Below are 23,364 nucleotides of genomic sequence, written 5' to 3' on the forward strand. Positions count from 1 at the left end.
CCCGGCCGCGCAGCCGCAGCGGCTGCGAACGGGCCGGGGACGAAAGCGCTTCACCGCGACGGCGCAACGCCGTCGCGGCGGTCGCGCGGAGGCGCCGCGTCACTGCGTCGCGCCGGCGTTCTGTTGCAGCGACTTCGCGCGCTCCAGATGCATCGCGACGTGTTCGCGCGAGTTGGTGAGGAACGCGCGCACGTTGGCGTCCTGCGCGGCCGGGAGCAGGCGATCGTCGATCAGCGACAGCGCTTCCTGGTGGCCTTTCACCATCGCGTCGATGTAGGCCTTCTCGTAGTCCTTGCCGGTCTGCTGGTCGAGCGTGGCGAGTTCGGAGCGTCCCTTCTCCTCCATCGCCGTGACCTCCGGGCTGGTCTCGCTCATTCCGAGCTTCTCGCCCGCCTGCAGGTTGGTCGAATGCTCGCGATGCAGCAGGTTCGCGAAATCGAGCACCTCGCCGGTGACCTTCTTGCCGCGCGCCTGTTCGGCCGCCGCGATCTCGTGCTTGTCGACCGCGCCGACCAGCGCGACCGCCTGGCCCTGCGTGAGCGCGCCAGTGGCCGGCGCGTTCGGCGTGGACGGTGCGGTGCCGGGCTCCGGGGCGGTGGTGGGAGCGGCACCGGTGGCATCGGCGGATGGTGTGGTCGCGTCGGCGGCCGGCGTGTCCGTCCGCGCGGCGTCGTCGGCGGTGGTGTCGTAGTCGCGGCTGCAGCCACTGATGGCGACAAGCGCCAGTGCGATCGCGAAGGAGAGCTTCAATGCGTGGTTCATGTCGATGTCCTGGTTGGAAGTGACTTGCGATTCCTGCGATGCCGGTTCGTCGAAGGCATTCAGTGAATCCGCAACGAGCCGCCGGTGGGCGGGCGCAGGCTCGCGCGTTCCCATGCGGCGTGCACGTCGGGCTCGACCTCTTCCCACGACAGGCCCGTGGCCTGTTCGTAGGATTTCCACAGCGCCGCCGCGGCGCGCTCGGCCGTCGTCCAGTCGGCGCCGTAGATCTCGCGCGCGCCTTCGCCGATGACGGCCACCAGCTGGCTGTAGCTGATCATCCGAGTGGCCATGTGGTCCTCCCGCGAAGCTCGCGTTCGCATGCTGCCGACAAGTGCAGTCCCGCAAATGTCGTGCCATCGCCGCGACGCGTCGTGGCGGCCTCTACGGGGCGTCGGCGCGAAAAAGCTTCCTTGCGAACGCAGCATTCGCGCATCGCGCGGGTGGATGGGACCTGCGGACACGCCGTTCAGCACGTGCACGAACGCTTCACCGGCGCGGCGGTATGCACGGGCGATCACGACCGGGAACCATCGCATGCACGTCGCCGCCCGCTTCGCCACGCTTTGCCTCGTTGCCGCCGCGCTCGCGGCGACGTCCTGCCGCGACCGCGTCGACGGCGCCACCGACACGCCCGGCGCCACGACCGAACGCGAGCCCACCACGCCGCAGCCGGCACAGACGACACAGCCGACGCCGGGCGGTGCGACGCCGTCGGCGTCCGATCCGGCGAACGGGCCGGTGCTCGCGCTCGCACGCACGCAGCCGCAGGCGCAGGGCGGCGCTGCTGCATCTCCGGGCAACGCCTATCTGGTGAACTCCGCCGGCTCGGCCGTGTACGCGCTGGAAGGCGACGTCAACGGCAATCGCTGCGACGAAGCCTGCACGCAGGTGTGGCCGCCGCTGTTGACCACGGACGCGCGCAGCGGCGTGGGCGAAGGGCTGCGTGCGGACCTGCTCGGCACGGTCGGTCGTCCGGACGGCACCACGCAGGTCACCTACGATCGCAAGCCGCTGTACCGCTACAACGCCGACACCGGCGCGGGACGCACCGGCGGCCACGGCGTGCGCGACCAGTGGGGCCATTGGAGCCTGCTCGACGCGGCCGGCAAACCGCTTCCGGATCCGCCGAAGGCGGACGCCGCTGGATCGCCGGGAAACACCTGACGACGCCCACGACCGGGGCGATCATGCCGACCGCCGCGCTCTCCGCCATCGCCGCGAGCCACGACGCCGACGCACGCACGCTGCTGGTGTGGGGCGCGCTGGTGCTCTACTGGTTGTGGACGATCGCCGGCTGCCTGGATTTCGCCTGCCATCGCGCGACCCACCTGCCCGCGACCTCCGGCCTGGCCGAATCGCGCCTGCACCTGCTGCAACTCGCGCTGTGCGGCGCGGGCGTGGTGATGTGGCTGGCGCTGGAGAGCACGGCGGGACTGGCGGCGATCCTCGCCGCGATCGTCATCGCGCACGCCTGGGCGGGCTGGCGCGACACGCGCACCGCCTTCGATTCGGGACGCATCATCCGCCCCGTCGAACAGCACCTGCACAGCGTGCTCGACGTCGCGCCGTGGGTCGGCCTGGTCGCAACGGCGTGGCTTGCGTGGCGTGCGCCGGCGACGCAGTGGTCACTCAGCTTCCGTCAGTCGCCGCTTCCGCCATCGACGTGGGCGATGGTGCTGTTGCCTGCGCTGGTGCTGTGCATTGCGCCGGCGCTGCTGGAATTCCGCGCCGCATGGCGCGTGGCGCATGGGAATCGCGATGCCGCACGCGCCTGAACAGCAGATGCGCCACCACCAGGCCCGCACCGAAGGCCGCGTACGCCGACACCATTCCGGTCGCGGAGAGATGACGGTCGAAGCCCGGCGTGAGGCGGCGCGGCACGACGTGGTAATCGACGACGTACGCCGTCACCGCCGTCGCGGCGGCGAGCGCCGCCACCGTGCGCGGCGGCCTGCGATGCGCGCAGGCTTCGAACATCGAAGCCCACCACATCGAGCTCGCGTGGTGGATGCCGTAACCCAGCGCGGTGTGGCGCAGGTTGGTGTCGTGCCGGAACATCGCGCGCTCGCCCCATGCCCAGTGGCTGGTCGCGTTGACGCCGCTGGCCGCCCTGCCCGTCCGCGCGCGAGAATGCAGCGCCACCGCCACGGTTGACGCGATGCTCGCGATCGAGCCCGACACCAGCGTTCGAACCAGCCAGCGCACGATGCGCGGCCGGAGGCGTTCATGCGCGTGCTGATGACCGGAGCGACCGGCCTGATCGGAAGCGCGGTGGTGCGGCGTCTTTCGGATGCGGGGCATGAACTCGTGCTCGTCGTGCGCGATGTGGAGACGGCGCGTGCGCGCTGGCCGCACGCACAGGTGGTGCACGGCCAGTTCGGCGATGCGCCCGGGAGTGAGGCGACGCCCTGGTCCGATTACCTGCGCGGCGTGGACGTGGCGATCAACACCGTCGGCATCTTCACCGAGCAAGCAGGCCAGAGTTTCGATGCAGTGCACGTGAAGGGGCCGGTGGCGCTGTTCCGCGCGGCGGAACTGGCCGGCGTGCGGCGCGTGATCCAGGTGTCGGCGCTGGGTGCCAGCCCGTATCGCGACGAGGCGTACCTGTCGTCGAAGGGCCGCGCGGACGCGCAACTGGCGGCGCTGAAGATCGAAAGCACGATCGTGCGGCCGTCGCTGGTCTTCTCGCCCGAGGGGCCGAGCACGCAATGGTTCGCGGCGCTCGCCGTGTTGCCGCTGAGCCCGCTTCCCGGCGGCGGCGGACAGCCGATCCAGCCGGTGCACCTCGACGACCTCGCGCAGGCGATCGTGCGCCTCGTGGAAACGGAGAACGTACCGTCCGAGCTGGTGGCCGTGGGGCCACGCGCGATCACGCTGCGGCATTACCTGGCGACCCTGCGCGATGCGCTGGGCGCGCGTGGCGTCTTCATGACGATTCCCCTGCGTCTGCTGCGCGCGATGTCTCACGCGTTCGGACGCTTCAGCCCGTGGCTGTCGGGCGAGACGATGCGGATGCTCGAAGCGGGCTCCACCGCGGCGGCGGCGCCGTTCACCCACCTGCTCGGACGCGAGCCGCGCGACGTCGACACCTTCGTCGACGAAGGCAACCGCGCCCGACTCCGACGCGCCGCCACCCTGCACTGGCTGCGCCCGCTGTTGCGCCTGTCGCTGATAGCGATGTGGCTGGGAACCGCGTTCGTCTCGGCGTTCGTCTATCCGGTGCGCGACAGCCTGGCGCTGCTCGCGCGCACCGGCCTGCACGGCGACGTCGCGAGCATCGCGCTGTACGGCGCCGCCGCACTGGATGCGCTGCTCGGACTGATGCTCTTCGCGCCGCGATGGCGGCGGCTGTCGTACACCTTGCAGCTGCTGCTGATCGCCGCCTACACCGTGATCATCACCATCTTCCTGCCCGAACAATGGGCGCATCCGTACGGCCCGATCCTGAAGAACCTGCCGCTGCTGGCGGCGATAGTACTGGCCCGCGAACTGGACGCACCGCATGGACGTCATCGTCGTTAAGTACCTGCACGTGTTGTCGTCGACGTTCCTGTTCGGCACGGGCGTGGGCACCGCGTTCTACCTGCTGGTCGCCAGCCGCGCGCGCGACGTGCGCGTGATCGCCGCGATCTCGCGCTATGTCGTCGTCGCCGACTGGATCTTCACGGCGACCACCATCGTCTTCCAGCCGATCAGCGGGCTCTACCTCGCGCATCGGCTCGGATATCCGCTCACGTCGCCGTGGCTGTACTGGTCGATCGTGCTGTTCGCGATCGCCGCGCTGTGCTGGCTGCCGGTGGTCTGGCTGCAGATGCGGCTGCGCGACATGGCGGTGGAAGCGGCGGCGAAGAACGAACCGCTGCCGCTGCGTTACGACGGCTATCTCGGCGCATGGGCCGCACTGGGCGTGCCTGCGCTGATCAGTTTCCTGGTGATCTTCTACCTGATGGTGGCGCGGCCGGCCTGAGCGCTCGCGGTGGAAAGATGTTCCGGGTGCGGGAAATTCGGGCGTTTCGCTCGATCGTCCGTCCCGTGTAGAGCCCGCTGCGCGCTGGCATGGGACTTGCGGGAGTTTATTTGCGGAGTCATGCATGGGTCTGCCGAGCGGCATTTCCCGGGTGCGCTTCGCTTACCCGGGCTACACGAGCGATGAGTTGTGGAGAGTGAAGCCCGATGGAAGTAACCGTATCGATGAAAGTGACGACGGCGCGAACGCGGCGGCAGGCCGCGGCGCGTGGTCGCATCGTCTCGCGACTTGCGCGCGTCGGCGCGTACCGCGCGAACGCATGCTCGCGCCAGCGCTGGGCGAACACCGATGCGCTGGCGATCGTGTGCGCGCCGGCGGCGATCCATCGTGGCTATCGCGTGACGATCGTGCTCGACCGGCTCGATGTCGCCGACCCGTGGAGCGGCAAGGCGACGATCGCATCGACCACCTCGCCCAGCCGTTGCCTCGCGACGCTTCACCTGACCGGGCTGTCGCGCGCCGCGGCTGGCACGCGCGCCCGCGAGGCGATGCTGCGGATCGCGATGGCGCGGATCGACGAGGTCGAAGCCGCCTCGCACGGCGTCTGGCCGGTGACGGGCGAACCGGGGTGACGCGTCCGGCCATGCGGGCGTGAACGAAACGCGCATTCGCCGTTGCTTCACCGCGCATCGCCGAGCATCGGACTCATCCGCCGATCACCGGGAGTCCGCGCATGAGCACTGCACGCACCCTTCCCGTCTGGAAATCCATCGACGCGCCGCCGGGCGGCTGGTCCGTGCCCGACAAGGCGAAGTCGCTGGACGTGGCCGTCGTCGGCGCCGGCATCGCCGGCCTTACCACGGCGCTGTCGCTGCTGCGCGAGGGCCGGCACGTCGCGGTGATCGAACGCGAAGGCATCGGCGCCGGCGAAACCCTGCGCACCTCGGCGCACCTGTCGAACGCGCTCGACGACCGCTACTACACGCTCGCGCGACAGCACGGCAAGGACGGCGCGCGGCTCGCGGCAGCAAGCCACGCGGCTGCGATCGACTGGATCGAATCGCTCTGCCGCGACGGCGTGCACGATTGCGGTTTCAAGCGCATTCCCGGGTATCTGTTCACGCACGACGGCGATGTATCGGTGCTGCAGAAGGAACTCGAAGCAGCGACCGAAGCCGGCCTGGAGGTCGCGATGATCGACGCCGGCGCGCGGGCGCCCGGGATGCTCGGGCCGATGCTGCGTTTCGAGCACCAGGCGCGAATCGACATCTCCGCGTACCTGCGGCTGCTAGCACACGAAGTGCGCGATGCCGGCGGCGTGTTCGTGCGCGCGGAAGTGGCGGGCATCGAAGGCGGTTCGCCCTGCCGCATCGCGCTGCGCGGCGGCGGCACGATATCGGCGCGCACGGTGGTCGCGGCCACCGACGTACCGGTGCACGACACCAACGCGACCTACATGAAGCAGGCGCCATACCGCAGTTACGTCGTCGCGGGCGCGGCGCCTTCGGATCTCGCCGACGCGCTGTTCTGGGACACGGGCGATCCCTACCACTACATCCGCCGGTATCGCGACGAGGACGGCGCGGACTGGATCATCGTCGGCGGCGAGGACCACAAGACCGGGCAGGACGACGATCCGACCGCGTACGCCCGCCTGCACGAATGGACGCTGGAGCGCTTCCCCGACGCGGGGCCGTTCACGCATGCGTGGTCCGGGCAGATCATCGAACCGATCGACGGGCTGGCATTCATCGGTGCCGATCCGGATCACGACAACGTGTTCCTGATCACCGGCGATTCCGGCAACGGGCTCACCCACGGCACGCTCGGCGGATTGCTGGTGTGCGACCTGGTGCAGGGCCGCGACAATCCGTGGGCCGGTCTGTACGACCCCGCGCGCAAACCGGTGCGCGCGGCGGGCGAATGGGTGCGCGAGAACGCGAACGCGGCGCTGCAGTTCCGCGACTGGCTGCGGCCGGCAGCGATCGACAGAACGGACGAAATCCCGCTGGGCAGCGGCGCGGTGCTGCGGCGCGGCGTGCATCGGATTGCGGTGTACCGCAGCGGCGATGGCGAGCTGCACGCATTCAACGCGCGATGCCCGCACCTGGGTTGCGTGGTGCACTGGAGCAGCGAGGAGAAGTCGTGGGATTGCCCGTGCCATGGCTCGCGATTCGAAGCGTCGACGGGAGCGATCCTCAATGGGCCGGCGGGAGAACCGCTTGGGCGGATGGAGTTGAAGGAGTAGACGCAACGGCCACCGCGACCGGTTGCGCTGGTCTTCGGATGGAATGCCTGGACCCGGCCTTCGCCGGGATGACGTGTGTGTTGCTCCTGCGAACCACGAATCCCGAATCTCCAGTCCGGAAAACGATCGACCACCTTCACGCCACATCGACGCCCCGCGCTACCCTGTCCGCCACGCCCGCGCCCGTCCGGGGTTCCGCGCATGTGGAACGATTTCGCGCACGCCTTCCTGGTCGTGTTCACCGGCCTGTTGCCGGTGATCAATCCACCGAGCACGGCGCTGGTGGTGCTGAGCCTTGTGCCGGATGCCAGCGACAAACAACGCGCGGGCCTCGCGGCGCGGATAGCGTTCTACGGCGTGGTGCTGCTCACGGTGTCGATCTGGGTCGGCGCCTACGTGCTCGCGTTCTTCGGAATCTCGATTCCCGTGCTGCGCGTGGCCGGCGGGCTCGTCGTCGCGGCGGCGGGCTGGAAGCTGTTGCAGGCGCCGGCGCGCGTGGACCACACGGCCGCTGCGGCGGTCGGCCACGCGAACGTCGATGCGGTGCCCGACGCGCACGGCGACGCATCGCTCGCCGACCAGGCGTTCTTTCCGCTCACGCTGCCGATCACCGTGGGTCCGGGCTCGATCGCGGTCGCGATCGCGCTGGGCACGAGTTCACCGGGCGACGGCCTGCGCGCGACGCACATCGTCGCGGTCGCATGCGCGATCGCGCTGCTCGGTGCGTGCATCTATGTCTGCGTGCGCTACGCGGGCGCGCTGAGCCGCATGCTCGGCGGCACCGGGACGCAGATCACCGTGCGCCTGATGGCCTTCGTGATTTTCTGCATCGGCGTGGAGATCACGTGGCTGGGCGTTTCGGAGCTGCTCGGCCGCCCGGCGTGAATCGCGCGATGCACGCGCGCATCACAATGCGTGATGCGGACGCGACAAACCTGAACCCGACATTCGCGCCGTTCGCATGCGATGCATCGCACGCTTGAACGATCGCGCGCGCGATTCTTCACGCAACGTGGCTGCGCGGATTCCTATAACGGACGCACGCTCCCACACGACAGGACTCCATCCATGGCACGTACCTCGAAGTTCGATCAGGCCCAGGTCCACGAACTGCTGCTGCAGGCGCTGGAAACCGAGCGCGGCGGCATCCAGGTCTACAACGCGGCGATCCGGGCCGCGCAGAACCCCGATCTCAAGAAGGAATTCCAGGAATACCTGGAGGAAACGCAGACGCACGAGGAAGTGCTCACGCGCGTGTTCGAACAGCTGGGCATGGACACCGAGGAGCAGAGCCCCGGCCGCGCCGTGGTCGCGCACCTGGGGCAGTCGCTGGTTGCCGCCATCGAGATGGCAATCGAGAACGCCGAGCCCGCGGCGGCCGAACTCGTCGCGGCCGAGTGCGTGGTGCTCGCCGAAACCAAGGATCATTCGAACTGGGAACTGATCGGCCAGGTCGCGCTGAAGGCGAAGGCCGAGTACGCCGACGTGCTCAAGCAGGCGTACCAGTCCGTCGAGAAGGACGAGGACCACCACCTCTATCACACCAAGGGCTGGACACGTGAACTGTGGATCCAGTCGCTCGGCTTCCCGGCCGTGCTGCCGCCGCCGGAAGAGGTGAAGCAGGTCGAAACGGCGATCGGCGCCTCGCGTGCGGAACAGGCGCGGGACGAGATGCTCAAGCGGCACTGAGGGTGCGAGGAACGAGTGGTCGGGAACGAGGACCTGGAGGAAGCACGTCTCTCCCGACCCGTTCCTTCCTACTCGTTCCTCAGCCTCAAGATCCCAGCCCGTGCTCGCGCGCGTAGGCGTAGAACTCCAGGTCGCTCTTCACCCCGAGCTTGCGCATCGCCTCGACCTTCTGGCTGCTCACCGTCTTGACGCTGCGGTTGAGCTGGCGGGCGATCTCCGACACGGTATGCCCCAGCGCGAACAGGCGCATGACTTCGGCTTCACGCTTGGACAGCGCCGTGGTCGAATCCGGGCTCTCGCCCTGCGCCGATTCGATCTGCTTGCGCACCGCGGAACTCTGGTAGCTGCGGCCGGCAGTCGCGGCGGTCACCGCGGTGGGCAGTTCCTTCATCGCATCCGACTTGCTCACCACGCCGCGCACGTTCGACAGCCGCGCGATGTTGTTGAGCACGCCCGGGTTGGCGAGCTGGGTGAGCACGACGATGTTGAGGTCCGGCCAGCGGCGGCCGAGCAGCTGCAGCAGACTCAGCCCGTCGGCGGCGTGTTCGCCGGGCATGTTGAAGTCGGTGACGACCAGATCGCAGGCGGTGCCGTCGAGCACGCGGATCAGCTCGTCCGGCGAGGTCGCCTCGGCGACGACGCGAAAACCCGGACTCTGCTCCAGCAGCGCACGCACGCCGCTGGAGACGATCGGGTGGTCATCGGCGAGAACGATATGGAAAACCAAGCGGGCTCCTCAGCTTCACTTGCAACGCGGCTCACTCGCGGAAGGCGCCTCGAAGCAGCCCGTTCGGAATGGTGGCCGGCGTCGGCCCTCGCATTCGGCGGGAGTATATACCCGCCCGTTCAGGCTTCGTGACGTCCGCGACGACCATTCAGGCTAGACTGTTTCCATGCGTCGCCTCGCCGTCCGCCTGCTGCTTTGCGTGCTGCTCGTCCTGAACGGGACGGGCTACGCCGTGGCGGCCACGGACATGCACGTCGCGCATCTCGCGATGGCGATGGCCATGCACGAAGCCGAGGCCGCGTCGCCCTGCCACGACGCCGAAACCCCGGACAACACGGGCGTTACGCAGCATTCGCACGCCGACTGCGACACCGGCCAGGCCGGTTCCGCCGCGCCGGATTGCTGCCAGTCCTCGCAGTGCGTGTGCGATTGCCTCCAGCATGCGACCGCCGCGATGGCGGTCGTCGCCCTGCCCGCCGGCCCGCCGCCCGGTGGCGAAATCGCGCAACCTGGCGTTGCGGATCGCCGCGCGCCACCGTTGCCGAACCTGTTGCGGCCACCCATCGCCTGACTCCGGGCGCGCGTTCCCGCGCGCCGATCCCGACGCGAGCGCCACGGCCGCAGGACGGCCCGCGCACGCATTCCGATCATCTGCACGGAGCAGTCCATGACATCCGATGTATCCAGCCGTCGCGCGGCCTCGCCGTCGCGACGACGTTTCGTCACCGGCCTGGCGGCCGGCGGCGTCGCCACGGGCGCGGGCCTGTGGCATCTGCCAGGCGCGGCGTCCGTCGCCGGCGCCAACTCACCCGCCGTGCTGGCCGGCAGGCAGTTCGACCTGGCGATCGACGCCTCCCCGGTCAATTTCACCGGCCGCACGCGTCCGGCGGTGACGGTCAACGGCTCGCTGCCGGCGCCGATCCTGCGCTGGCGCGAAGGCGACACCGTTACCCTGCGCGTGGCCAACCGCCTGCCGGTGCAGAGTTCGGTGCACTGGCACGGCATCCTGCTGCCCGCGGGCATGGACGGCGTGCCGGGCCTGAGCTTCGACGGCATCCATCCCGGCGAGACGTTCACCTACCGCTTCGACATCCGCCAGTCGGGCACGTACTGGTACCACAGCCATTCGCTGTTCCAGGAACAGGCCGGCCTGTACGGCGCGATCGTGATCGACCCGCGCGAGCCGGCGCCGTACGCGTTCGATCGCGAGCACGTGGTGCTGCTGTCGGACTGGACCGACCTGGAACCGGCGGCGCTGTTCCGGCGCATGAAGAAGATGGCCGGCTACGACAACTTCCATAAGCGCACGGTCGGCGACTTCTTCGACGACGTCTCGCGCGACGGGCTGTCGGCGACGCTGCGCGACCGCGGCCAGTGGGGGCGCATGCGCATGACGCCGACCGACCTGTCGGACATCAACGCGAACACCTACACCTACCTGCTCAACGGCACCGCGCCGTCGGGCAACTGGACCGGCCTGTTCCGCAGCGGCGAGAAGGTGCTGCTGCGCTTCATCAACGGCTCGGCGATGACGTACTTCGACGTGCGCATTCCGGGCCTGAAGATGACCGTGGTCGCCGCTGACGGGCAGTACATCCATCCGGTGACGGTGGACGAATTCCGCATCGCGGTGGCGGAAACCTTCGATGTGATCGTCGAGCCGTCGGGCCAGGACGCGTACGCGATCTTCGCCCAGGACATGGGCCGCACCGGCTACGCACGCGGCACGCTGGCCGTGCGCCACGGGATCGAAGCGCCGCTGCCGGCGCAGGACCCGCGACCGATCCTGACGATGGACGACATGGGTCACGGCGGCATGGACCACGCCGGCATGAACCATGGCGCGAAAGGCACGGAAGGCGGTTGCGGCGCGAACATGGGCATGAAGGGCATGGAAGGCGGCTGCGGCGCCAACATGGCGATGGGTCACGACATGGCCGGCATGGATCACGGCGGCGGCATGCAATCGCACCCGGCGAGCGAGAATGGCAATCCGCTGATCGACATGCAGACGATGTCGCCGGCGCCGAAGCTCGACGACCCCGGCATCGGCCTGCGCGACAACGGCCGCACGGTGCTCACCTACGGCGCGATGCGCAGCCTGTTCGATGATCCGGACGGCCGCGAGCCTTCGCGCACGATCGAACTGCACCTCACCGGGCACATGGAGAAGTTCGCCTGGTCGTTCAACGGTCTCAAGTTCATGGACGCCGAACCGCTGCGGCTCAACTACGGCGAGCGCATGCGCATCGTGCTGGTCAACGACACGATGATGACGCACCCGATCCACCTGCACGGCATGTGGAGCGACGTCGAGAACGAGGCCGGCGAGTTCCACCTGCGCAAGCACACCGTCGACATGCCGCCAGGAACGAAGCGCAGCTACCGCGTGCGCGCCGATGCGCTGGGTCGCTGGGCGTACCACTGTCACCTGCTCTACCACATGGAAGCCGGGATGATGCGCGAAGTGCGCGTGGAGGAGCGCGCATGAAGGCGATACGCATGAACGCGTCACGTGGCGTGTTGGCCTGCGCGTTGTCGCTCGCGCTGGCGCCGGCCTGGGCGCAGGACCATTCGCATCACCACGCGCCGCCGCAGCAGCCGGAACCGTCGACGTCGCACGATCACGCCGCGATGGACCACGACGCGCACCAGCAGCACGTCGATCACGCCGCGATGGGACACGGCGGGCGCGATGAACCGGTGGAACCGATCCCGCCCGTCACCGACGCGGATCGCGCCGCCGCGTTCCCGCCGATCGCGCACGGCATGCACCACGCGCCGGAGATCAACACCTTCGTGTTGTTCGATCGTCTGGAGGCGGTGGACCTCGACGACGGTCGCGGCGAAGCCTGGGAAGCGCAGGCGTGGGTCGGCTCCGACCTCAACCGCCTGTGGCTGCGCAGCGAGGGCGAACGCGAACGCGGACGCACCGAATCGGCCGACCTGGAAGTGCTCTACGGGCGCAGCGTCACACCGTGGTGGGACGTGGTCGCGGGACTGAAGCACGACTTCAAGCCCGGCCCGTCGCGCGACTGGGCCGCTTTCGGCGTGCAGGGGCTGGCGCCGTACAAGTTCGAAGTGAGCGCGACCGCGTATCTCGGCGAAGGCGGCGCGACCGCGGCAACCGTCGAGGCCGAGTACGAGGTGCTGCTGACCAACCGGCTGATCCTGCAGCCGCGCGTGGAGCTGGAAGCATTCGGCAAGGACGATCCGGTGCGCGGCACGGGCTCGGGCCTGTCCACGGCCGAGGCCGGCCTGCGCCTGCGCTACGAGTTCACCCGCCGGTTCGCCCCCTACGTCGGGCTGGTGTGGGAACGCGCGTACGGAGGCACCGCCGACCATCGTCGCGACGAAGGCGAGCACGTCGAGGACACCCGCGTCGTCGCTGGCCTGCGGCTCTGGTTCTGACATGCGCGTCGCGACGCACCGCCGGCCGGTCCTGCCCCGTTTCCACGGCGGCGGCGGTCGGCGGTGCGTTGACCTTCCCATCGTGGGAAGGCTCAGGCTGCGTCCATCCCGGCTCCCATGGAGCTCGCACCCGATGGAGCACGCATGAATACCGCCACCACCACCACCGCCCTGCGCCTGCCGATCGCCGGCATGACCTGCGCCTCGTGCGCGGGCCGCATCGAACGCGCCCTCGGCGCCGTGCCGGGCGTGCTGCGCGCGACCGTGAACCTCGCCACCGAGACCGCCGATGTCGCCACCGACGGCAGCGTCGCGGCGCCCGTCCTCACCCGGGCCGTCGAACGCAGCGGCTACTCGGTTCCGGAGCGCACGTTCGAACTGCGCGTCGGCGGCATGACCTGCGCCTCCTGTGTCGGCCGCATCGAAAAGGCCCTGCGGGCCGTGCCGGGCGTGATCGAAGCGAACGTCAACCTCGCCACCGAACGCGCGCACGTGCGCGTGCTGCCGTCGGTGTCGATCGAAGCGCTGGTCGACGCCGTCGAAAAGGCCGGCTATCGCGCGAGTGCTCCGGACGCGGAGTCCGCCGACGCCACGGGCGAACCGCACGACGACGCGACCGACGAAAGCGATGCACGCGAACGCCGCCATCTCTGGCTCGCCCTCGCGCTGTCGCTGCCGTTGGTCCTGCCGATGCTGGCGATGCCGTTCGGCGTGCACGCGATGCTGCCGGGCTGGGTGCAGTTCGCGCTGGCGACGCCGGTGCAGTTCTGGCTCGGCGCGCGTTTCTATCGTGCCGGCTGGCATGCGCTGAAGGCGCGCAGCGGCAACATGGACCTGCTGGTCGCGCTCGGCACCAGCGCCGGTTACGGGCTCAGCGTGTGGCATCTGCTCGAAGGCGGACATCACGCGCCGCTGTATTTCGAGGCATCCGCCGTGGTGATCGCGCTGGTCCTGCTCGGCAAGCGCCTGGAAACGCGCGCGCGTCGCCAGACCACCGCCGCGATCCGCGCGTTGCAGGCGCTGCGTCCAGCGACCGCGCGCGTGCGTCGCGACGGCATCGAAACCGACGTCCCGCTGGCGCAGGTGCGCGTGGGCGACGAACTCGTCGTGCGTCCGGGCGAACGCATTCCCGCCGACGGCCGCATCCTGGAAGGCCGCACGCACGTCGACGAATCCATGCTGACCGGCGAATCGCTGCCGGTCGCGCGTTCGGAAGGCGAACGCGTCACCGGCGGCGCGGTGAACGGCGAAGGCCGCATCGTGGTGGAAACCACCGCCGTCGGCGCGGAAAGCGCACTGGCCCGCATCATCCGCCTGGTCGAGGACGCGCAGGCGCAGAAGGCGCCGATCCAGCGCATCGTCGATCGCGTCAGCGCGGTGTTCGTGCCGGTGGTGCTCGGCATCGCGCTGGTCACGCTGCTCGGCTGGGGTCTTGCGACCGGCGACTGGAACCAGGCGCTGCTCAACGCCGTCGCGGTGCTCGTCATCGCCTGCCCGTGCGCGCTGGGCCTGGCAACGCCGACCGCGATCATGGCCGGCACCGGCGTCGCCGCGCGCGCCGGCATCCTGATCAAGGACGCGCAGGCGCTGGAAACCGCGCAGCGCATCGACATCGTCGCCTTCGACAAGACCGGCACGCTGACGCAGGGCCGGCCGACGTTGACCGAAGCGGTCGCGCTCGATGGCGACACCGCATCGCTGCTGGCCCGGGCCGCGGCAGTGCAGCGCGGCAGCGAACACCCGCTCGCCGCGGCGGTGCTGCAGGCGGCGCAGGACGCGCCGGCGGTCTCGGCGCGCGGCATCCATGCGGTGCCCGGTCGAGGCGTGCGCGGAGACATCGACACGCAAGCGGTGCTCATCGGCAGCGAACGGATGATGCGCGAAGCGGACGTCGATACCGCATTGCTGTCGCCACGCGCCGAAGCGTTGGCCGCCAGCGGTCACACGGTGTCGTGGGTCGCCGTCGGCGAACACGGCGAACGCCCTCGCCTGCACGGGCTGCTCGCGTTCCGCGACATGCCGCGGCCCGGCGCGCGCGACGCGATCGAACGCCTGCATGCGCTGGGACTGCGCACGGTGATGGTGTCGGGCGACCACGAAGGCGCGGCGCGCGCGATCGCCGCGCAGCTGGGCATCGACGATGTGCGCGCCAACGTGTTGCCGGAAGAGAAGGCGAACGCGATCGTACGACTGCGTCGCGACGGCACGGTCGCGATGGTCGGCGACGGCATCAACGACGCGCCCGCACTGGCCGCCGCGGATGTCGGCATCGCCATGGGCAGCGGCGCCGACGTCGCCATGCATGCCGCCGGCGTGACGCTGATGCGCGCCGAGCCCGTGCTGGTCGCCGATGCCATCGAAATCTCGCGCCGCACCACGCGCAAGATCCACCAGAACCTGTTCTGGGCCTTCGTCTACAACGTCGTCGGCCTGCCGCTGGCGGCGTTCGGACTGCTCGATCCGGTGATCGCCGGCGCGGCGATGGCGTTCTCGTCGGTCAGCGTCGTCACCAATGCACTGCTGCTGCGTCGCTGGCGCCCCACATCGCGTTTGAACCGCACTTCGTCATGAACCACGCACGTTTGAATCGCAAGGAGCCGCTCATGCCCCGCATGCCACGACCCGAACTCGCCGACGCACGCGACCAGGGCCTGCACAACATCGGCGAAGCCGCGCGACTGAGCGGCGTGAGCGCGAAGATGATCCGGCACTACGAAAGCATCGGCCTGATCCCGCCCGCCGGCCGTACTTTCGCCGGCTATCGCCTCTACAACGAAGCCGACCTGCATCGACTCGCCTTCATCCGCCGCGCGCGCGGGCTCGGGTTTTCGATCAAACAGATCGAGGCGCTGCTCGGCCTGTGGGACGACCGCTCGCGTGCCAGCGCGGAAGTGAAGCGCCTGGCTCAGGCGCACGTGGACGAACTGGCGGAAAAGATCGCCGAAATGCAGGCGATGCAGCGGACGCTGCAGGACCTCGCGCTGCGATGCCACGGCGATGAGCGTCCGGAGTGTCCGATCCTGGAAGATCTTGCGAAGCCGCCACGGGGTGATGACGGCGAGTGAGGGAGTGCCTGCAGGGTGAGGGCCCGGATCCCGGCCTTCGCGGGATGACGGTGAAGTGGATTCGCGGATCATCGATCCAATCACCAATCACCAAGCCCGAGTAAAAAACCAAACGCACAAAACGCCGCAGGGCCCCGTTTCCGGAGCCCTGCGTCGTCAACCATTTGGCGTCCCCACGGGGATTCGAACCCCGGTCGCTACCGTGAAAGGGTAATGTCCTAGGCCTCTAGACGATGGGGACAAAACTGGTTTTTCAGCATCATCCCCGAAGAGATGGTGGAGCCAGCCGGGATCGAACCGGCGACCTCCTGCATGCCATGCAGGCGCTCTCCCAGCTGAGCTATGGCCCCACTTGCTGCTGGAAAGACGAAAATTCTAGCGGGCGTTCAGCGATGTCGTCAAGCGTTCGCTGCCAGATTTTTTTCGTCGAAGTCGCCGGCGGTGGTGCCGGCGTCAACGGGGCGCAATGTTGCCACACCATGTCCCCGCTCCGCCAGATACTCGAGCCACTTTCCGAGGAACGTGTTCATCCGCGTGCGGTGGTCGAGCACTTCCGCCGCCGGCGGGTACATGCCGATGACGTCCTGCCAGCGACGGCCGACGTAACAGTTCGTGACTTCGAGCTGGCGCGCGTCGTGGTACAGGCGCAGGTAGGCCGACGGATCCTGCTCGCCGGTGACCGGATCGCGCATCGCGTAGGTCAGGCGCAGCTCGGTCGTGTACGGATGGCGTTCGATCACGTCCAGCTGAAGGTCCAGTCCATCGCCGACGCTGGATCGATACGTACCGACCGCCAGCGCCGTGGACGGGAACAGGCGCGAGAAGCGGACATGGTTTTCGGCGTACAGCCCCATCAGCCAGCCGAAGCGGCTGAGCCGGGGAATGCGTGCGCGACGGGTGGCAAGGGACATGGGCATGGACACCGATATGGAGGCGATGCTACACGGCACAACCTCCGCGCGGCAGCGTTGACGCGTGCCGGCCATCGGCCTACGGTAAGCATTCCCCGCCACGGTTTTTCCCGGGCTTTCCGGCGCCCCGCCGTTCAGAACATCTCGCGGTGGATTCCCAGCGTGGTCAGGACCTTGCTCGAGATTTCCTCGATCGAGGTATTGGTCGTGCTCAGCGTCGCAATGCGCTCGGCGCGGAACATCGCCTCGGCGGCGGCCACTTCCCGCCGACAGGTTTCCAGCTGGGCGTAGCGCGAATTCGGCCGGCGTTCCTGGCGGATCTGCTGCAGCCGCACCGGATCGATGGTGAGCCCGAACAGCTTGTTCCGGTACGGCCGCAGGCGCGGCGGCAGGCGGTCGTGCTCCAGGTCTTCCTCGGTCAGCGGGTAGTTGGCCGCACGCACGCCGTAATGCAGCGCCAGGTACACGCAGGTCGGCGTCTTGCCGGCGCGCGATACCGCAACCAGCACCAGGTCCGCATCGTCGTAATCGATGCTCTGCCCGTCGTCATGGGTCAGGGCGAAGTTCATCGCGTTGATGCGGCGGTGGTAGGTGTCGAAATCGACCATGCCGTGCGCCTGGCCGATGCGGCGCTCGCGAGTCTGCTCCAGTTCGCGCTCCAGCGGCTCGATGAAGGGCGCGAACACGTCCAGCATCAGCGCCCCGCTCTCGGCCAGCGCGGCGCTGACCTCCGCGTCCATGCACGAATTGATCACCACCGGGCGCACGCCGTAGGACTCGGCGGCGGCACGGATCTTCTCGCCCACTTCATGCGCGCGGCCCACGCTGTCCACGAACGGGATGCGGTCGGTGACGAAGCGCGTCTGGGTGAACTGGGTCAACAGGCTGTGGCCGATGGTCTCGGCCGTGATACCGGTACCATCGGATACATAGAAGACGGGACGCACGCCGGCCATCGGTTTTCTCCTGAACTGGGCGTTCACAATACAAAAAACGCCGATGAATCAAGCTTGTCTGCCTCCGGCGCCCGGGCGATCATATCCGGATCGTTGCGCGGCACGCGCCGAGGGCGCGCCGGCCGCACACCGACTTCCCTGTTCGATCGCCTGGAGATCGCCCGCTTGAACGAGAACATCCTCTGGCTGCACGCGCTGCGCCTCACCGATCTGGCCCGCGTCGGCGGCAAGAACTCCTCGCTGGGCGAGATGATCGGCAACCTCTCGAACCTGGGCGTCTCCGTGCCCGGCGGCTACGCCACCACGGCCGAGGCCTTCAAGGCCTTCATCGCGCACAACAACCTGCACCAGCGCATCTACGACAAGCTGGCTTCGCTGGATGTCGAGGACGTCAACGCGCTCACCGCCGCCGGCGGCGAGATCCGCGGCTGGGTGATCGACGCGCCGCTGCAGCCTGATCTGGATGCGGACATCCGCAAGGCCTACCGCCAGCTGTGCGACGAGAACGGCGGTGGCGACGTCGCCGTGGCCGTGCGCTCCTCCGCCACCGCCGAGGACCTGCCGGACGCGTCCTTCGCCGGCCAGCAGGAAACCTTCCTCAACGTGACCGGTGCCGACGACGTCGTGCACAAGGTCAAGGAAGTCTTCGCTTCGCTGTACAACGACCGCGCGATCGCCTACCGCGTGCACCACGGCTTCAAGCACGAGGACGTGTTCCTCTCGGCCGGCGTGCAGCTGATGGTGCGCTCCAACGTCGGCTCCTCCGGCGTGCTCTTCACGCTCGACACCGAATCGGGTTTCCGTGACGTCGTCTTCATCACCTCAAGCTATGGCCTGGGCGAAATGGTCGTGCAGGGCGCGGTGAATCCGGACGAGTTCTACGTCTACAAGCCGACGCTGCTGCAGGGCAAGCAGGCCATCCTGCGCCGCGGCATGGGTGCCAAGCAGCTGCGCATGGTCTATTCCGACACGCCCGGCGAGCGCGTGCGCACCGAGGAAACGCCGGCAGATCTTCGCAACACGTTCTCCATCAGCGACGAGGACGTGCACGAACTCGCGCGCCAGGCGCTGACGATCGAGAAGCACTATGGCCGTCCGATGGACATCGAATGGGCGAAGGACGGCGTGAGCGGCAAGCTCTTCATCGTGCAGGCGCGTCCGGAGACGGTGAAGTCGCGCGGCCACGCCACGCAGATCGAGCGCTACCAGCTCACCCAGCGCGGCGACGTGGTGTGCGAAGGCCGCGCCATCGGCCAGAAGATCGGCACCGGCGTGGCGCGCGTCGTGCGCTCGCTGGCCGACATGAACCGCGTACAGCCGGGCGACGTGCTCGTCGCCGACATGACCGACCCCGACTGGGAGCCGGTGATGAAGCGTTCGGCGGCCATCGTCACCAACCGCGGCGGCCGCACCTGCCACGCGGCGATCATCGCGCGCGAACTCGGCGTGCCGGCGGTCGTGGGCACCGGCAACGCGCTGGACACCATCCAGGACGGCCAGGAAGTCACGGTGAGCTGCGCCGAAGGCGATACCGGCTTCATCTACAAGGGCACCCTGCCCTTCGAGCGCCACGTGGCCGACCTCGACAAGATGCCCGAGGCGCCGCTCAAGGTGATGATGAACGTCGCCAACCCCGAGCGCGCGTTCGACTTCGCGATGCTGCCGCACGCGGGCGTGGGCCTGGCGCGCCTGGAAATGATCATCGCCAGCCACATCGGCGTGCACCCCAAGGCGCTGCTCGAATACGACCAGCAGGATGCCGCGACGAAGAAGAAGATCGACGAGAAGATGGCCGGCTACGCCAGCCCGGTCGATTTCTACGTGGACCGCCTGGCCGAAGGCATCGCGACGATCACCGCGTCGTTCGCGCCGTATCCGGTGATCGTGCGCCTGTCGGACTTCAAGTCCAACGAGTACGCCAACCTCATCGGCGGCTCGCGCTACGAGCCGCATGAGGAAAACCCGATGATCGGCTTCCGCGGCGCCAGCCGTTACGTCGATCCGAGCTTCACCGAGGCCTTCGCGCTGGAATGCCGCGCGGTGCTGAAGGTGCGCGAGCAGATGGGCCTGACCAACTGCTGGGTGATGATCCCGTTCGTGCGCACGCTGGACGAAGGCCGCAAGGTGGTCGAGGTGCTGCGTTCCAATGGCCTGGAACAGGGCAAGGACGGGCTGAAGATCATCATGATGTGCGAGGTGCCGTCCAACGCACTGCTTGCCGACGAATTCCTCGAGATCTTCGACGGCTTCTCCATCGGTTCGAACGACCTGACGCAGCTCACGCTGGGCCTGGACCGGGATTCGGGCATTGTCGCCAAGCTCTTCGACGAGCGCGATCCGGCGGTGAAGAAGCTGCTGTCGCTGGCAATCAAGGCCGCGCGCGCGAAGGGCAAGTACGTCGGCATCTGCGGCCAGGGCCCGAGCGATCATCCGGACCTGGCGCAATGGCTGATGGAACAGGGTATCGAGTCGGTGTCGCTCAATCCCGACACCGTCGTCGATACCTGGCTGCGCCTGGCGAAGGCCAAGGCGAAGGCCGTGGCGTGATCGCGCGCCGTTGAGGCCCGCATCGCCGCATCGACGCCCCGCTTATGCGGGGCGTCGTATTTTGTGAGGGCACCTCGCCCGCCGTTCCCTGCCGATGCATCGAAGGAGGCAGTCTTGACCGCCGCATCCACGCCGAAGCCCACGCTGCCCGATCTCGCCAACGGGCTCGCGCCGCCCGTCCATCTCAGCGCGATGACCGCCGACCAGTTCTGGGCCTGGGCGATCGACGTGGGCATCAAGGTCGGCGGCGCCCTGCTCGTCTTCTACATCGGCCACCACATCGCCAAGTGGATCGTGCGCGCCGCCGGCCGCGGCCTCACGCGCGCGCATGTCGAAGCCACGTCGCTGCAGTTCATCAGCCGCGTGATCTACATCGCGCTGCTGATCGTGCTGCTGCTGGCGATCCTGCAGGGCTTCTTCGGCATCGCGCCGACCTCCTTCATCGCGATCCTCGGCGCCGCGGGTCTTGCGATCGGCCTGGCGCTGAAGGATTCGCTGTCGAACGTGGCTTCGGGCGTGATGCTGGTGACGCTCAAGCCGTTCCGCGTCGGCGACGTCGTGCAGATCGGCGGCAGCAGCGGCACGGTCGAGGCGGTGAGCATCTTCCAGACGAAGCTGCGCGGCGCCGACAACCAGACCATCGTGCTGCCGAACAACCTCATCACCACCGCGCCGATCGTGAACCTCACGCCGGACACGGTGCGCCGCATCGAGCTGATCATCGGCATCGGCTACGAGGACGACATCGACGCGGCGCGCGCCGCGATCATGCGGATCATGCAGGCCGACAAGCGCATCCACGAGACGCCGGCGCCCGACGTCGTCGTGTACGAGCTGGCCGACATCGCGGTGCGCCTGGGGGTGCGCTGCCACGTCAGCAACGCCGACCATTTCGCGACCAGGTGCGACCTCAACGAGCGCATCAAGAAGGCGTTCGACAAGGCCGGCATCAGCATCCAGCAGGCACAGCGCGACATCCGCGCGCAGCGGCGCGTGCTCGAAGCGGTGCAATCGTCGGTGACCAGCGCGGCGGGGGTGACCGATGCCTCGCAGACGCCGTCGCCCGAGGAGCAGTCCTCGACCTCGTCGCCCTCACCCGAGCAGCAGACGCCGCCCGGTCCGCGCTGAGGATCTCAGGGCAGCGGGTCGCCGCCGAGGCGGCCCATGAAGCCGCGGTAGTGGCGCAGTTCGGCGATGGAATCGCGCACGTCGCTGAGCGCGGTGTGGCGCGCGTCCTTGTTGACGCCGGCGAGCACGTCCGGCGCCCAGCGGCGCGCGAGTTCCTTGATGGTGCTGACGTCGAGGTTGCGGTAATGGAAATGCCTCTCCAGCCGCGGCATCAGGCGATGCAGGAAGCGGCGGTCCTGGCAGATCGAATTGCCGCACATCGGCGACTTGCCGGCCGGCACCCAGTGCTGCAGGAACGCCAGCGTCTGCGTTTCGGCATCGGCCAGTGAAACCTTGCTGTCGAGCACGCGCTGCCACAGGCCCGAACGCCCGTGCTGGTTGCGGTTCCACTCGTCCATCGCTTCCAGTCGCGCGAGCGGATGCGCGATCGCCAGTTCCGGCCCTTCGGCCAACACGTTGAGCTGCTTGTCGGTGACCACCGTGGCGATCTCGAGGATGGAGTCGCGATCGGTGTCCAGCCCGGTCATTTCCAGGTCGATCCAGATCAGGTGTTCGTCGTTCGGTGAAGGGACGGCCGCCATGCGCTCGCACTGGAATGAGGTCCGGCGCATCATACAGCCAGCCCGCCCGTCGGCTTCGCGCCGCGCTCACGGAAACGCCACGCATGCCCTCGCCCGTCGCGATCGATCCTTCGCACTACGCCGTCGTCTCGGCCATGATCACCCCGGCGTTCTTCCTGACCGCCGCCAGTTCCATGCTGATCTCCTCGAACAACCGGCTCGCGCGCGTCGTGGACCGGATGCGTGCGGACATCGAGGTCCTGCGCGGCCTGCCGCAGGGCCCGGCGCGCGTGGAGCAGGAAGCACGGATCGCGATCCATCGCCGCCGCTCCTACCTGGTGCTGGCGTCGGTGCGGATGCTGTATGCCGCGATCAGCGCGTTCGTCGGCACCAGCCTGGGCATCGCGGTGGATGCGTTCTTCGGTTATCGGCTGGATCTGGTGCCGACCGGGCTTGCGGTGGTGGGTGTGCTGCTGATGTTCGCGGCGTCGCTTTGCCTCGGGCATGAGGCGAAGCTGGGGCTGCGGATGCTGGATCGGGAGCTGGACGAGCAGCTCGCGAAGGATAGGCTTGAAATGCGGGAGTGAGGCTTTCAGCCCCTCTCCTTCCGGGGAGGGGTTGGGGTGAGGGTGGTGGAGAGTCAACGCGCGCTTGCGATGCCTGCGACGATGGCGCGTGACCGCTCTTGTAGCCCCGGTAAGCGAAGCGCACCCGGGACCTGTCCCGCCCAACCCGGGTGCGCTTCGCTTGCCCGGGCTACAAACGCCTAGCCTTGCGGCGACGCGGGGGTCACCTTCCCCCGCTTGCGCCTGAAATACGCCGTCAACCGCGCACCAGACTCCTCGCCCAGCACACCGCCTGTGACCTGCACGCGGTGGTTGTGGCGCGGATCGGCCAGCAGGTCGAACACGCTTCCCGCCGCGCCGGTCTTCGGATCGCGTGCGCCGTACACCACCCGCGACACGCGCGCGTGCACCATCGCCATCGCGCACATCGCGCACGGCTCCAGCGTCACGTACAGGGTCGAACCGAGCAGGCGGTGATTGCCCACGCGCTGCCCGGCTTCGCGCATCGCGACGATCTCCGCGTGCGCGGTCGGATCGCGCAGCGTGATGTTGCGATTCCAGCCCGCGCCCAGCACCTCGCCGTCAGCGGACACCAGCACCGCGCCGACCGGGATCTCGTCGTCCTCGCGCTCGGCGCGTTCGGCCAGCGCCATCGCGTGGCGCATCCAGCGCTCGTCGTCGTCCGCAGGCCGGGTATTCGTCGTTTCCTGAACCATCGCGACAGGATGCCCGAGCCCGCGCGCCCCCGCCACGCTCCAGGCGCGAATCCCGCTCGTTGCGCCCCATTCGATCAGCCGCCGCGCGCTTGGAACCGCTAAAATTGACGT

Annotated in this window: 23 protein-coding genes and 2 tRNA genes; 16 read left to right on the forward strand and 9 right to left on the reverse strand. The window is 68.6% G+C overall.

The window, feature by feature from the left end; genetic code table 11:
- Positions 1-99 precede the first annotated feature (99 nt).
- Complete coding sequence (locus I4U41_RS00580; RefSeq protein WP_206858680.1) at positions 100-762, reverse strand: DUF4142 domain-containing protein; 663 nt, start codon at positions 760-762, stop codon at positions 100-102.
- A 59-nt stretch (positions 763-821) separates the two neighbouring features.
- A complete protein-coding gene (locus I4U41_RS00585; RefSeq protein WP_206858682.1) occupies positions 822-1,052 on the reverse strand; it encodes a hypothetical protein in 231 nt (76 codons plus the stop codon).
- 244 nt (positions 1,053-1,296) lie between these two features.
- Here I4U41_RS00585 and I4U41_RS00590 point away from each other — a divergent pair, with 244 nt between their 5' ends.
- The 8 genes from I4U41_RS00590 (at position 1,297) to I4U41_RS00625 (ending at position 8,666) form a co-directional block, all read left to right on the forward strand.
- On the forward strand, positions 1,297-1,926 hold the full coding sequence (locus tag I4U41_RS00590; RefSeq protein ID WP_206858684.1) for a COG4315 family predicted lipoprotein: 630 nt from the start codon (positions 1,297-1,299) through the stop codon (positions 1,924-1,926).
- 23 nt (positions 1,927-1,949) lie between these two features.
- Positions 1,950-2,537, forward strand: a complete 588-nt coding sequence (locus tag I4U41_RS00595) for a hypothetical protein (protein ID WP_242524933.1) — start codon at positions 1,950-1,952, stop codon at positions 2,535-2,537.
- 451 nt (positions 2,538-2,988) lie between these two features.
- On the forward strand, positions 2,989-4,284 hold the full coding sequence (locus I4U41_RS00600) for an SDR family oxidoreductase (RefSeq protein WP_242524934.1): 1,296 nt from the start codon (positions 2,989-2,991) through the stop codon (positions 4,282-4,284).
- A complete protein-coding gene (locus I4U41_RS00605; protein ID WP_206858686.1) occupies positions 4,265-4,729 on the forward strand; it encodes a DUF2269 family protein in 465 nt (154 codons plus the stop codon). Before I4U41_RS00600 ends, I4U41_RS00605 begins: the two co-directional genes overlap by 20 nt.
- A gap of 224 nt (positions 4,730-4,953) precedes the next feature.
- The gene (locus I4U41_RS00610) at positions 4,954-5,361 is read left to right on the forward strand and encodes a hypothetical protein (RefSeq protein ID WP_206858688.1); all 408 of its coding nucleotides are present in this window, start codon (positions 4,954-4,956) and stop codon (positions 5,359-5,361) included.
- Between the two features lie 101 nt (positions 5,362-5,462).
- Positions 5,463-6,977: an FAD-dependent oxidoreductase gene (locus I4U41_RS00615; RefSeq protein ID WP_206858692.1), complete on the forward strand. Its 1,515-nt coding sequence runs from the start codon at positions 5,463-5,465 to the stop codon at positions 6,975-6,977.
- Between the two features lie 201 nt (positions 6,978-7,178).
- Entirely contained in the window at positions 7,179-7,862 is a 684-nt protein-coding gene (locus I4U41_RS00620; protein ID WP_206858702.1) for a MarC family protein, read from the forward strand.
- Positions 7,863-8,045: 183 nt separating this feature from the next.
- Complete coding sequence (locus I4U41_RS00625) at positions 8,046-8,666, forward strand: DUF892 family protein (protein WP_206858705.1); 621 nt, start codon at positions 8,046-8,048, stop codon at positions 8,664-8,666.
- An 85-nt stretch (positions 8,667-8,751) separates the two neighbouring features.
- On the opposite strand, the gene I4U41_RS00630 is transcribed toward I4U41_RS00625, so the two are convergent.
- The gene (locus I4U41_RS00630) at positions 8,752-9,393 is read right to left on the reverse strand and encodes a response regulator (protein WP_206858707.1); all 642 of its coding nucleotides are present in this window, start codon (positions 9,391-9,393) and stop codon (positions 8,752-8,754) included.
- 166 nt (positions 9,394-9,559) lie between these two features.
- Between I4U41_RS00630 and I4U41_RS00635 the strand changes: the two genes are divergently transcribed.
- The 5 genes from I4U41_RS00635 (at position 9,560) to cueR (ending at position 15,869) form a co-directional block, all read left to right on the forward strand.
- Positions 9,560-9,964, forward strand: a complete 405-nt coding sequence (locus tag I4U41_RS00635) for a CopL family metal-binding regulatory protein (RefSeq protein WP_206858709.1) — start codon at positions 9,560-9,562, stop codon at positions 9,962-9,964.
- Positions 9,965-10,060: 96 nt separating this feature from the next.
- Positions 10,061-11,884 (forward strand): copper resistance system multicopper oxidase, encoded by a 1,824-nt coding sequence (locus I4U41_RS00640; RefSeq protein ID WP_206858724.1) that lies wholly within the window; start codon positions 10,061-10,063, stop codon positions 11,882-11,884.
- 11 nt (positions 11,885-11,895) lie between these two features.
- The gene (locus I4U41_RS00645; protein ID WP_242524935.1) at positions 11,896-12,804 is read left to right on the forward strand and encodes a copper resistance protein B; all 909 of its coding nucleotides are present in this window, start codon (positions 11,896-11,898) and stop codon (positions 12,802-12,804) included.
- 144 nt (positions 12,805-12,948) lie between these two features.
- Complete coding sequence (locus I4U41_RS00650; RefSeq protein WP_206858730.1) at positions 12,949-15,375, forward strand: heavy metal translocating P-type ATPase; 2,427 nt, start codon at positions 12,949-12,951, stop codon at positions 15,373-15,375.
- 32 nt (positions 15,376-15,407) lie between these two features.
- Entirely contained in the window at positions 15,408-15,869 is a 462-nt protein-coding gene (cueR, locus tag I4U41_RS00655) for a Cu(I)-responsive transcriptional regulator (protein ID WP_206858743.1), read from the forward strand.
- A 165-nt stretch (positions 15,870-16,034) separates the two neighbouring features.
- On the opposite strand, the gene I4U41_RS00660 is transcribed toward cueR, so the two are convergent.
- The 4 genes from I4U41_RS00660 to ppsR all read right to left on the reverse strand — a co-directional run bounded on the left by I4U41_RS00660 (position 16,035) and on the right by ppsR (position 17,736).
- Positions 16,035-16,110, reverse strand: a tRNA-Glu gene (locus tag I4U41_RS00660).
- Positions 16,111-16,143: 33 nt separating this feature from the next.
- A tRNA-Ala gene (locus I4U41_RS00665) sits at positions 16,144-16,219 on the reverse strand.
- 48 nt (positions 16,220-16,267) lie between these two features.
- Positions 16,268-16,780 carry a DUF1249 domain-containing protein gene (locus tag I4U41_RS00670; protein WP_425492442.1) on the reverse strand — a complete coding sequence of 171 codons (513 nt, stop codon included), beginning with the start codon at positions 16,778-16,780 and terminating at the stop codon, positions 16,268-16,270.
- A gap of 134 nt (positions 16,781-16,914) precedes the next feature.
- Positions 16,915-17,736, reverse strand: coding sequence for a posphoenolpyruvate synthetase regulatory kinase/phosphorylase PpsR (ppsR, locus tag I4U41_RS00675; RefSeq protein WP_206858749.1), 822 nt, complete (start codon positions 17,734-17,736; stop codon positions 16,915-16,917).
- Between the two features lie 165 nt (positions 17,737-17,901).
- Between ppsR and ppsA the strand changes: the two genes are divergently transcribed.
- Together ppsA and I4U41_RS00685 are read left to right on the forward strand one after the other, a co-directional pair.
- Positions 17,902-20,283, forward strand: a complete 2,382-nt coding sequence (gene ppsA / locus I4U41_RS00680) for a phosphoenolpyruvate synthase (protein ID WP_206858751.1) — start codon at positions 17,902-17,904, stop codon at positions 20,281-20,283.
- A gap of 114 nt (positions 20,284-20,397) precedes the next feature.
- Entirely contained in the window at positions 20,398-21,411 is a 1,014-nt protein-coding gene (locus I4U41_RS00685; RefSeq protein WP_206858755.1) for a mechanosensitive ion channel family protein, read from the forward strand.
- Positions 21,412-21,416: 5 nt separating this feature from the next.
- Here I4U41_RS00685 and orn read toward each other — a convergent pair whose 3' ends face one another.
- A complete protein-coding gene (gene orn / locus I4U41_RS00690) occupies positions 21,417-21,992 on the reverse strand; it encodes an oligoribonuclease (protein ID WP_206858759.1) in 576 nt (191 codons plus the stop codon).
- Between the two features lie 83 nt (positions 21,993-22,075).
- Between orn and I4U41_RS00695 the strand changes: the two genes are divergently transcribed.
- Positions 22,076-22,558: a DUF2721 domain-containing protein gene (locus I4U41_RS00695; protein WP_206858762.1), complete on the forward strand. Its 483-nt coding sequence runs from the start codon at positions 22,076-22,078 to the stop codon at positions 22,556-22,558.
- Between the two features lie 179 nt (positions 22,559-22,737).
- Here I4U41_RS00695 and tadA read toward each other — a convergent pair whose 3' ends face one another.
- Entirely contained in the window at positions 22,738-23,253 is a 516-nt protein-coding gene (gene tadA, locus I4U41_RS00700; RefSeq protein WP_206858764.1) for a tRNA adenosine(34) deaminase TadA, read from the reverse strand.
- Positions 23,254-23,364: the final 111 nt, after the last annotated feature.

This window comes from Lysobacter changpingensis (assembly GCF_017308985.1).
Classification (GTDB): domain Bacteria; phylum Pseudomonadota; class Gammaproteobacteria; order Xanthomonadales; family Xanthomonadaceae; genus Lysobacter_J; species Lysobacter_J changpingensis.

Bases quoted from the DNA above. Each gene is read 5' to 3' on its own strand.
- I4U41_RS00580 (WP_206858680.1), bottom strand. From the start codon at position 762: ATGAACCACGCATTGAAGCTCTCCTTCGCGATCGCACTGGCGCTTGTC.
- I4U41_RS00585 (WP_206858682.1), bottom strand. From the start codon at position 1,052: ATGGCCACTCGGATGATCAGCTACAGCCAGCTGGTGGCCGTCATCGGC.
- I4U41_RS00590 (WP_206858684.1), top strand. From the start codon at position 1,297: ATGCACGTCGCCGCCCGCTTCGCCACGCTTTGCCTCGTTGCCGCCGCG.
- I4U41_RS00595 (WP_242524933.1), top strand. From the start codon at position 1,950: ATGCCGACCGCCGCGCTCTCCGCCATCGCCGCGAGCCACGACGCCGAC.
- I4U41_RS00600 (WP_242524934.1), top strand. From the start codon at position 2,989: ATGCGCGTGCTGATGACCGGAGCGACCGGCCTGATCGGAAGCGCGGTG.
- I4U41_RS00605 (WP_206858686.1), top strand. From the start codon at position 4,265: ATGGACGTCATCGTCGTTAAGTACCTGCACGTGTTGTCGTCGACGTTC.
- I4U41_RS00610 (WP_206858688.1), top strand. From the start codon at position 4,954: ATGAAAGTGACGACGGCGCGAACGCGGCGGCAGGCCGCGGCGCGTGGT.
- I4U41_RS00615 (WP_206858692.1), top strand. From the start codon at position 5,463: ATGAGCACTGCACGCACCCTTCCCGTCTGGAAATCCATCGACGCGCCG.
- I4U41_RS00620 (WP_206858702.1), top strand. From the start codon at position 7,179: ATGTGGAACGATTTCGCGCACGCCTTCCTGGTCGTGTTCACCGGCCTG.
- I4U41_RS00625 (WP_206858705.1), top strand. From the start codon at position 8,046: ATGGCACGTACCTCGAAGTTCGATCAGGCCCAGGTCCACGAACTGCTG.
- I4U41_RS00635 (WP_206858709.1), top strand. From the start codon at position 9,560: ATGCGTCGCCTCGCCGTCCGCCTGCTGCTTTGCGTGCTGCTCGTCCTG.
- I4U41_RS00640 (WP_206858724.1), top strand. From the start codon at position 10,061: ATGACATCCGATGTATCCAGCCGTCGCGCGGCCTCGCCGTCGCGACGA.
- I4U41_RS00645 (WP_242524935.1), top strand. From the start codon at position 11,896: ATGAACGCGTCACGTGGCGTGTTGGCCTGCGCGTTGTCGCTCGCGCTG.
- I4U41_RS00650 (WP_206858730.1), top strand. From the start codon at position 12,949: ATGAATACCGCCACCACCACCACCGCCCTGCGCCTGCCGATCGCCGGC.
- cueR (WP_206858743.1), top strand. From the start codon at position 15,408: ATGCCCCGCATGCCACGACCCGAACTCGCCGACGCACGCGACCAGGGC.
- I4U41_RS00670 (WP_425492442.1), bottom strand. From the start codon at position 16,780: ATGTCCCTTGCCACCCGTCGCGCACGCATTCCCCGGCTCAGCCGCTTC.
- ppsR (WP_206858749.1), bottom strand. From the start codon at position 17,736: ATGGCCGGCGTGCGTCCCGTCTTCTATGTATCCGATGGTACCGGTATC.
- orn (WP_206858759.1), bottom strand. From the start codon at position 21,992: ATGGCGGCCGTCCCTTCACCGAACGACGAACACCTGATCTGGATCGAC.
- I4U41_RS00695 (WP_206858762.1), top strand. From the start codon at position 22,076: ATGCCCTCGCCCGTCGCGATCGATCCTTCGCACTACGCCGTCGTCTCG.
- tadA (WP_206858764.1), bottom strand. From the start codon at position 23,253: ATGGTTCAGGAAACGACGAATACCCGGCCTGCGGACGACGACGAGCGC.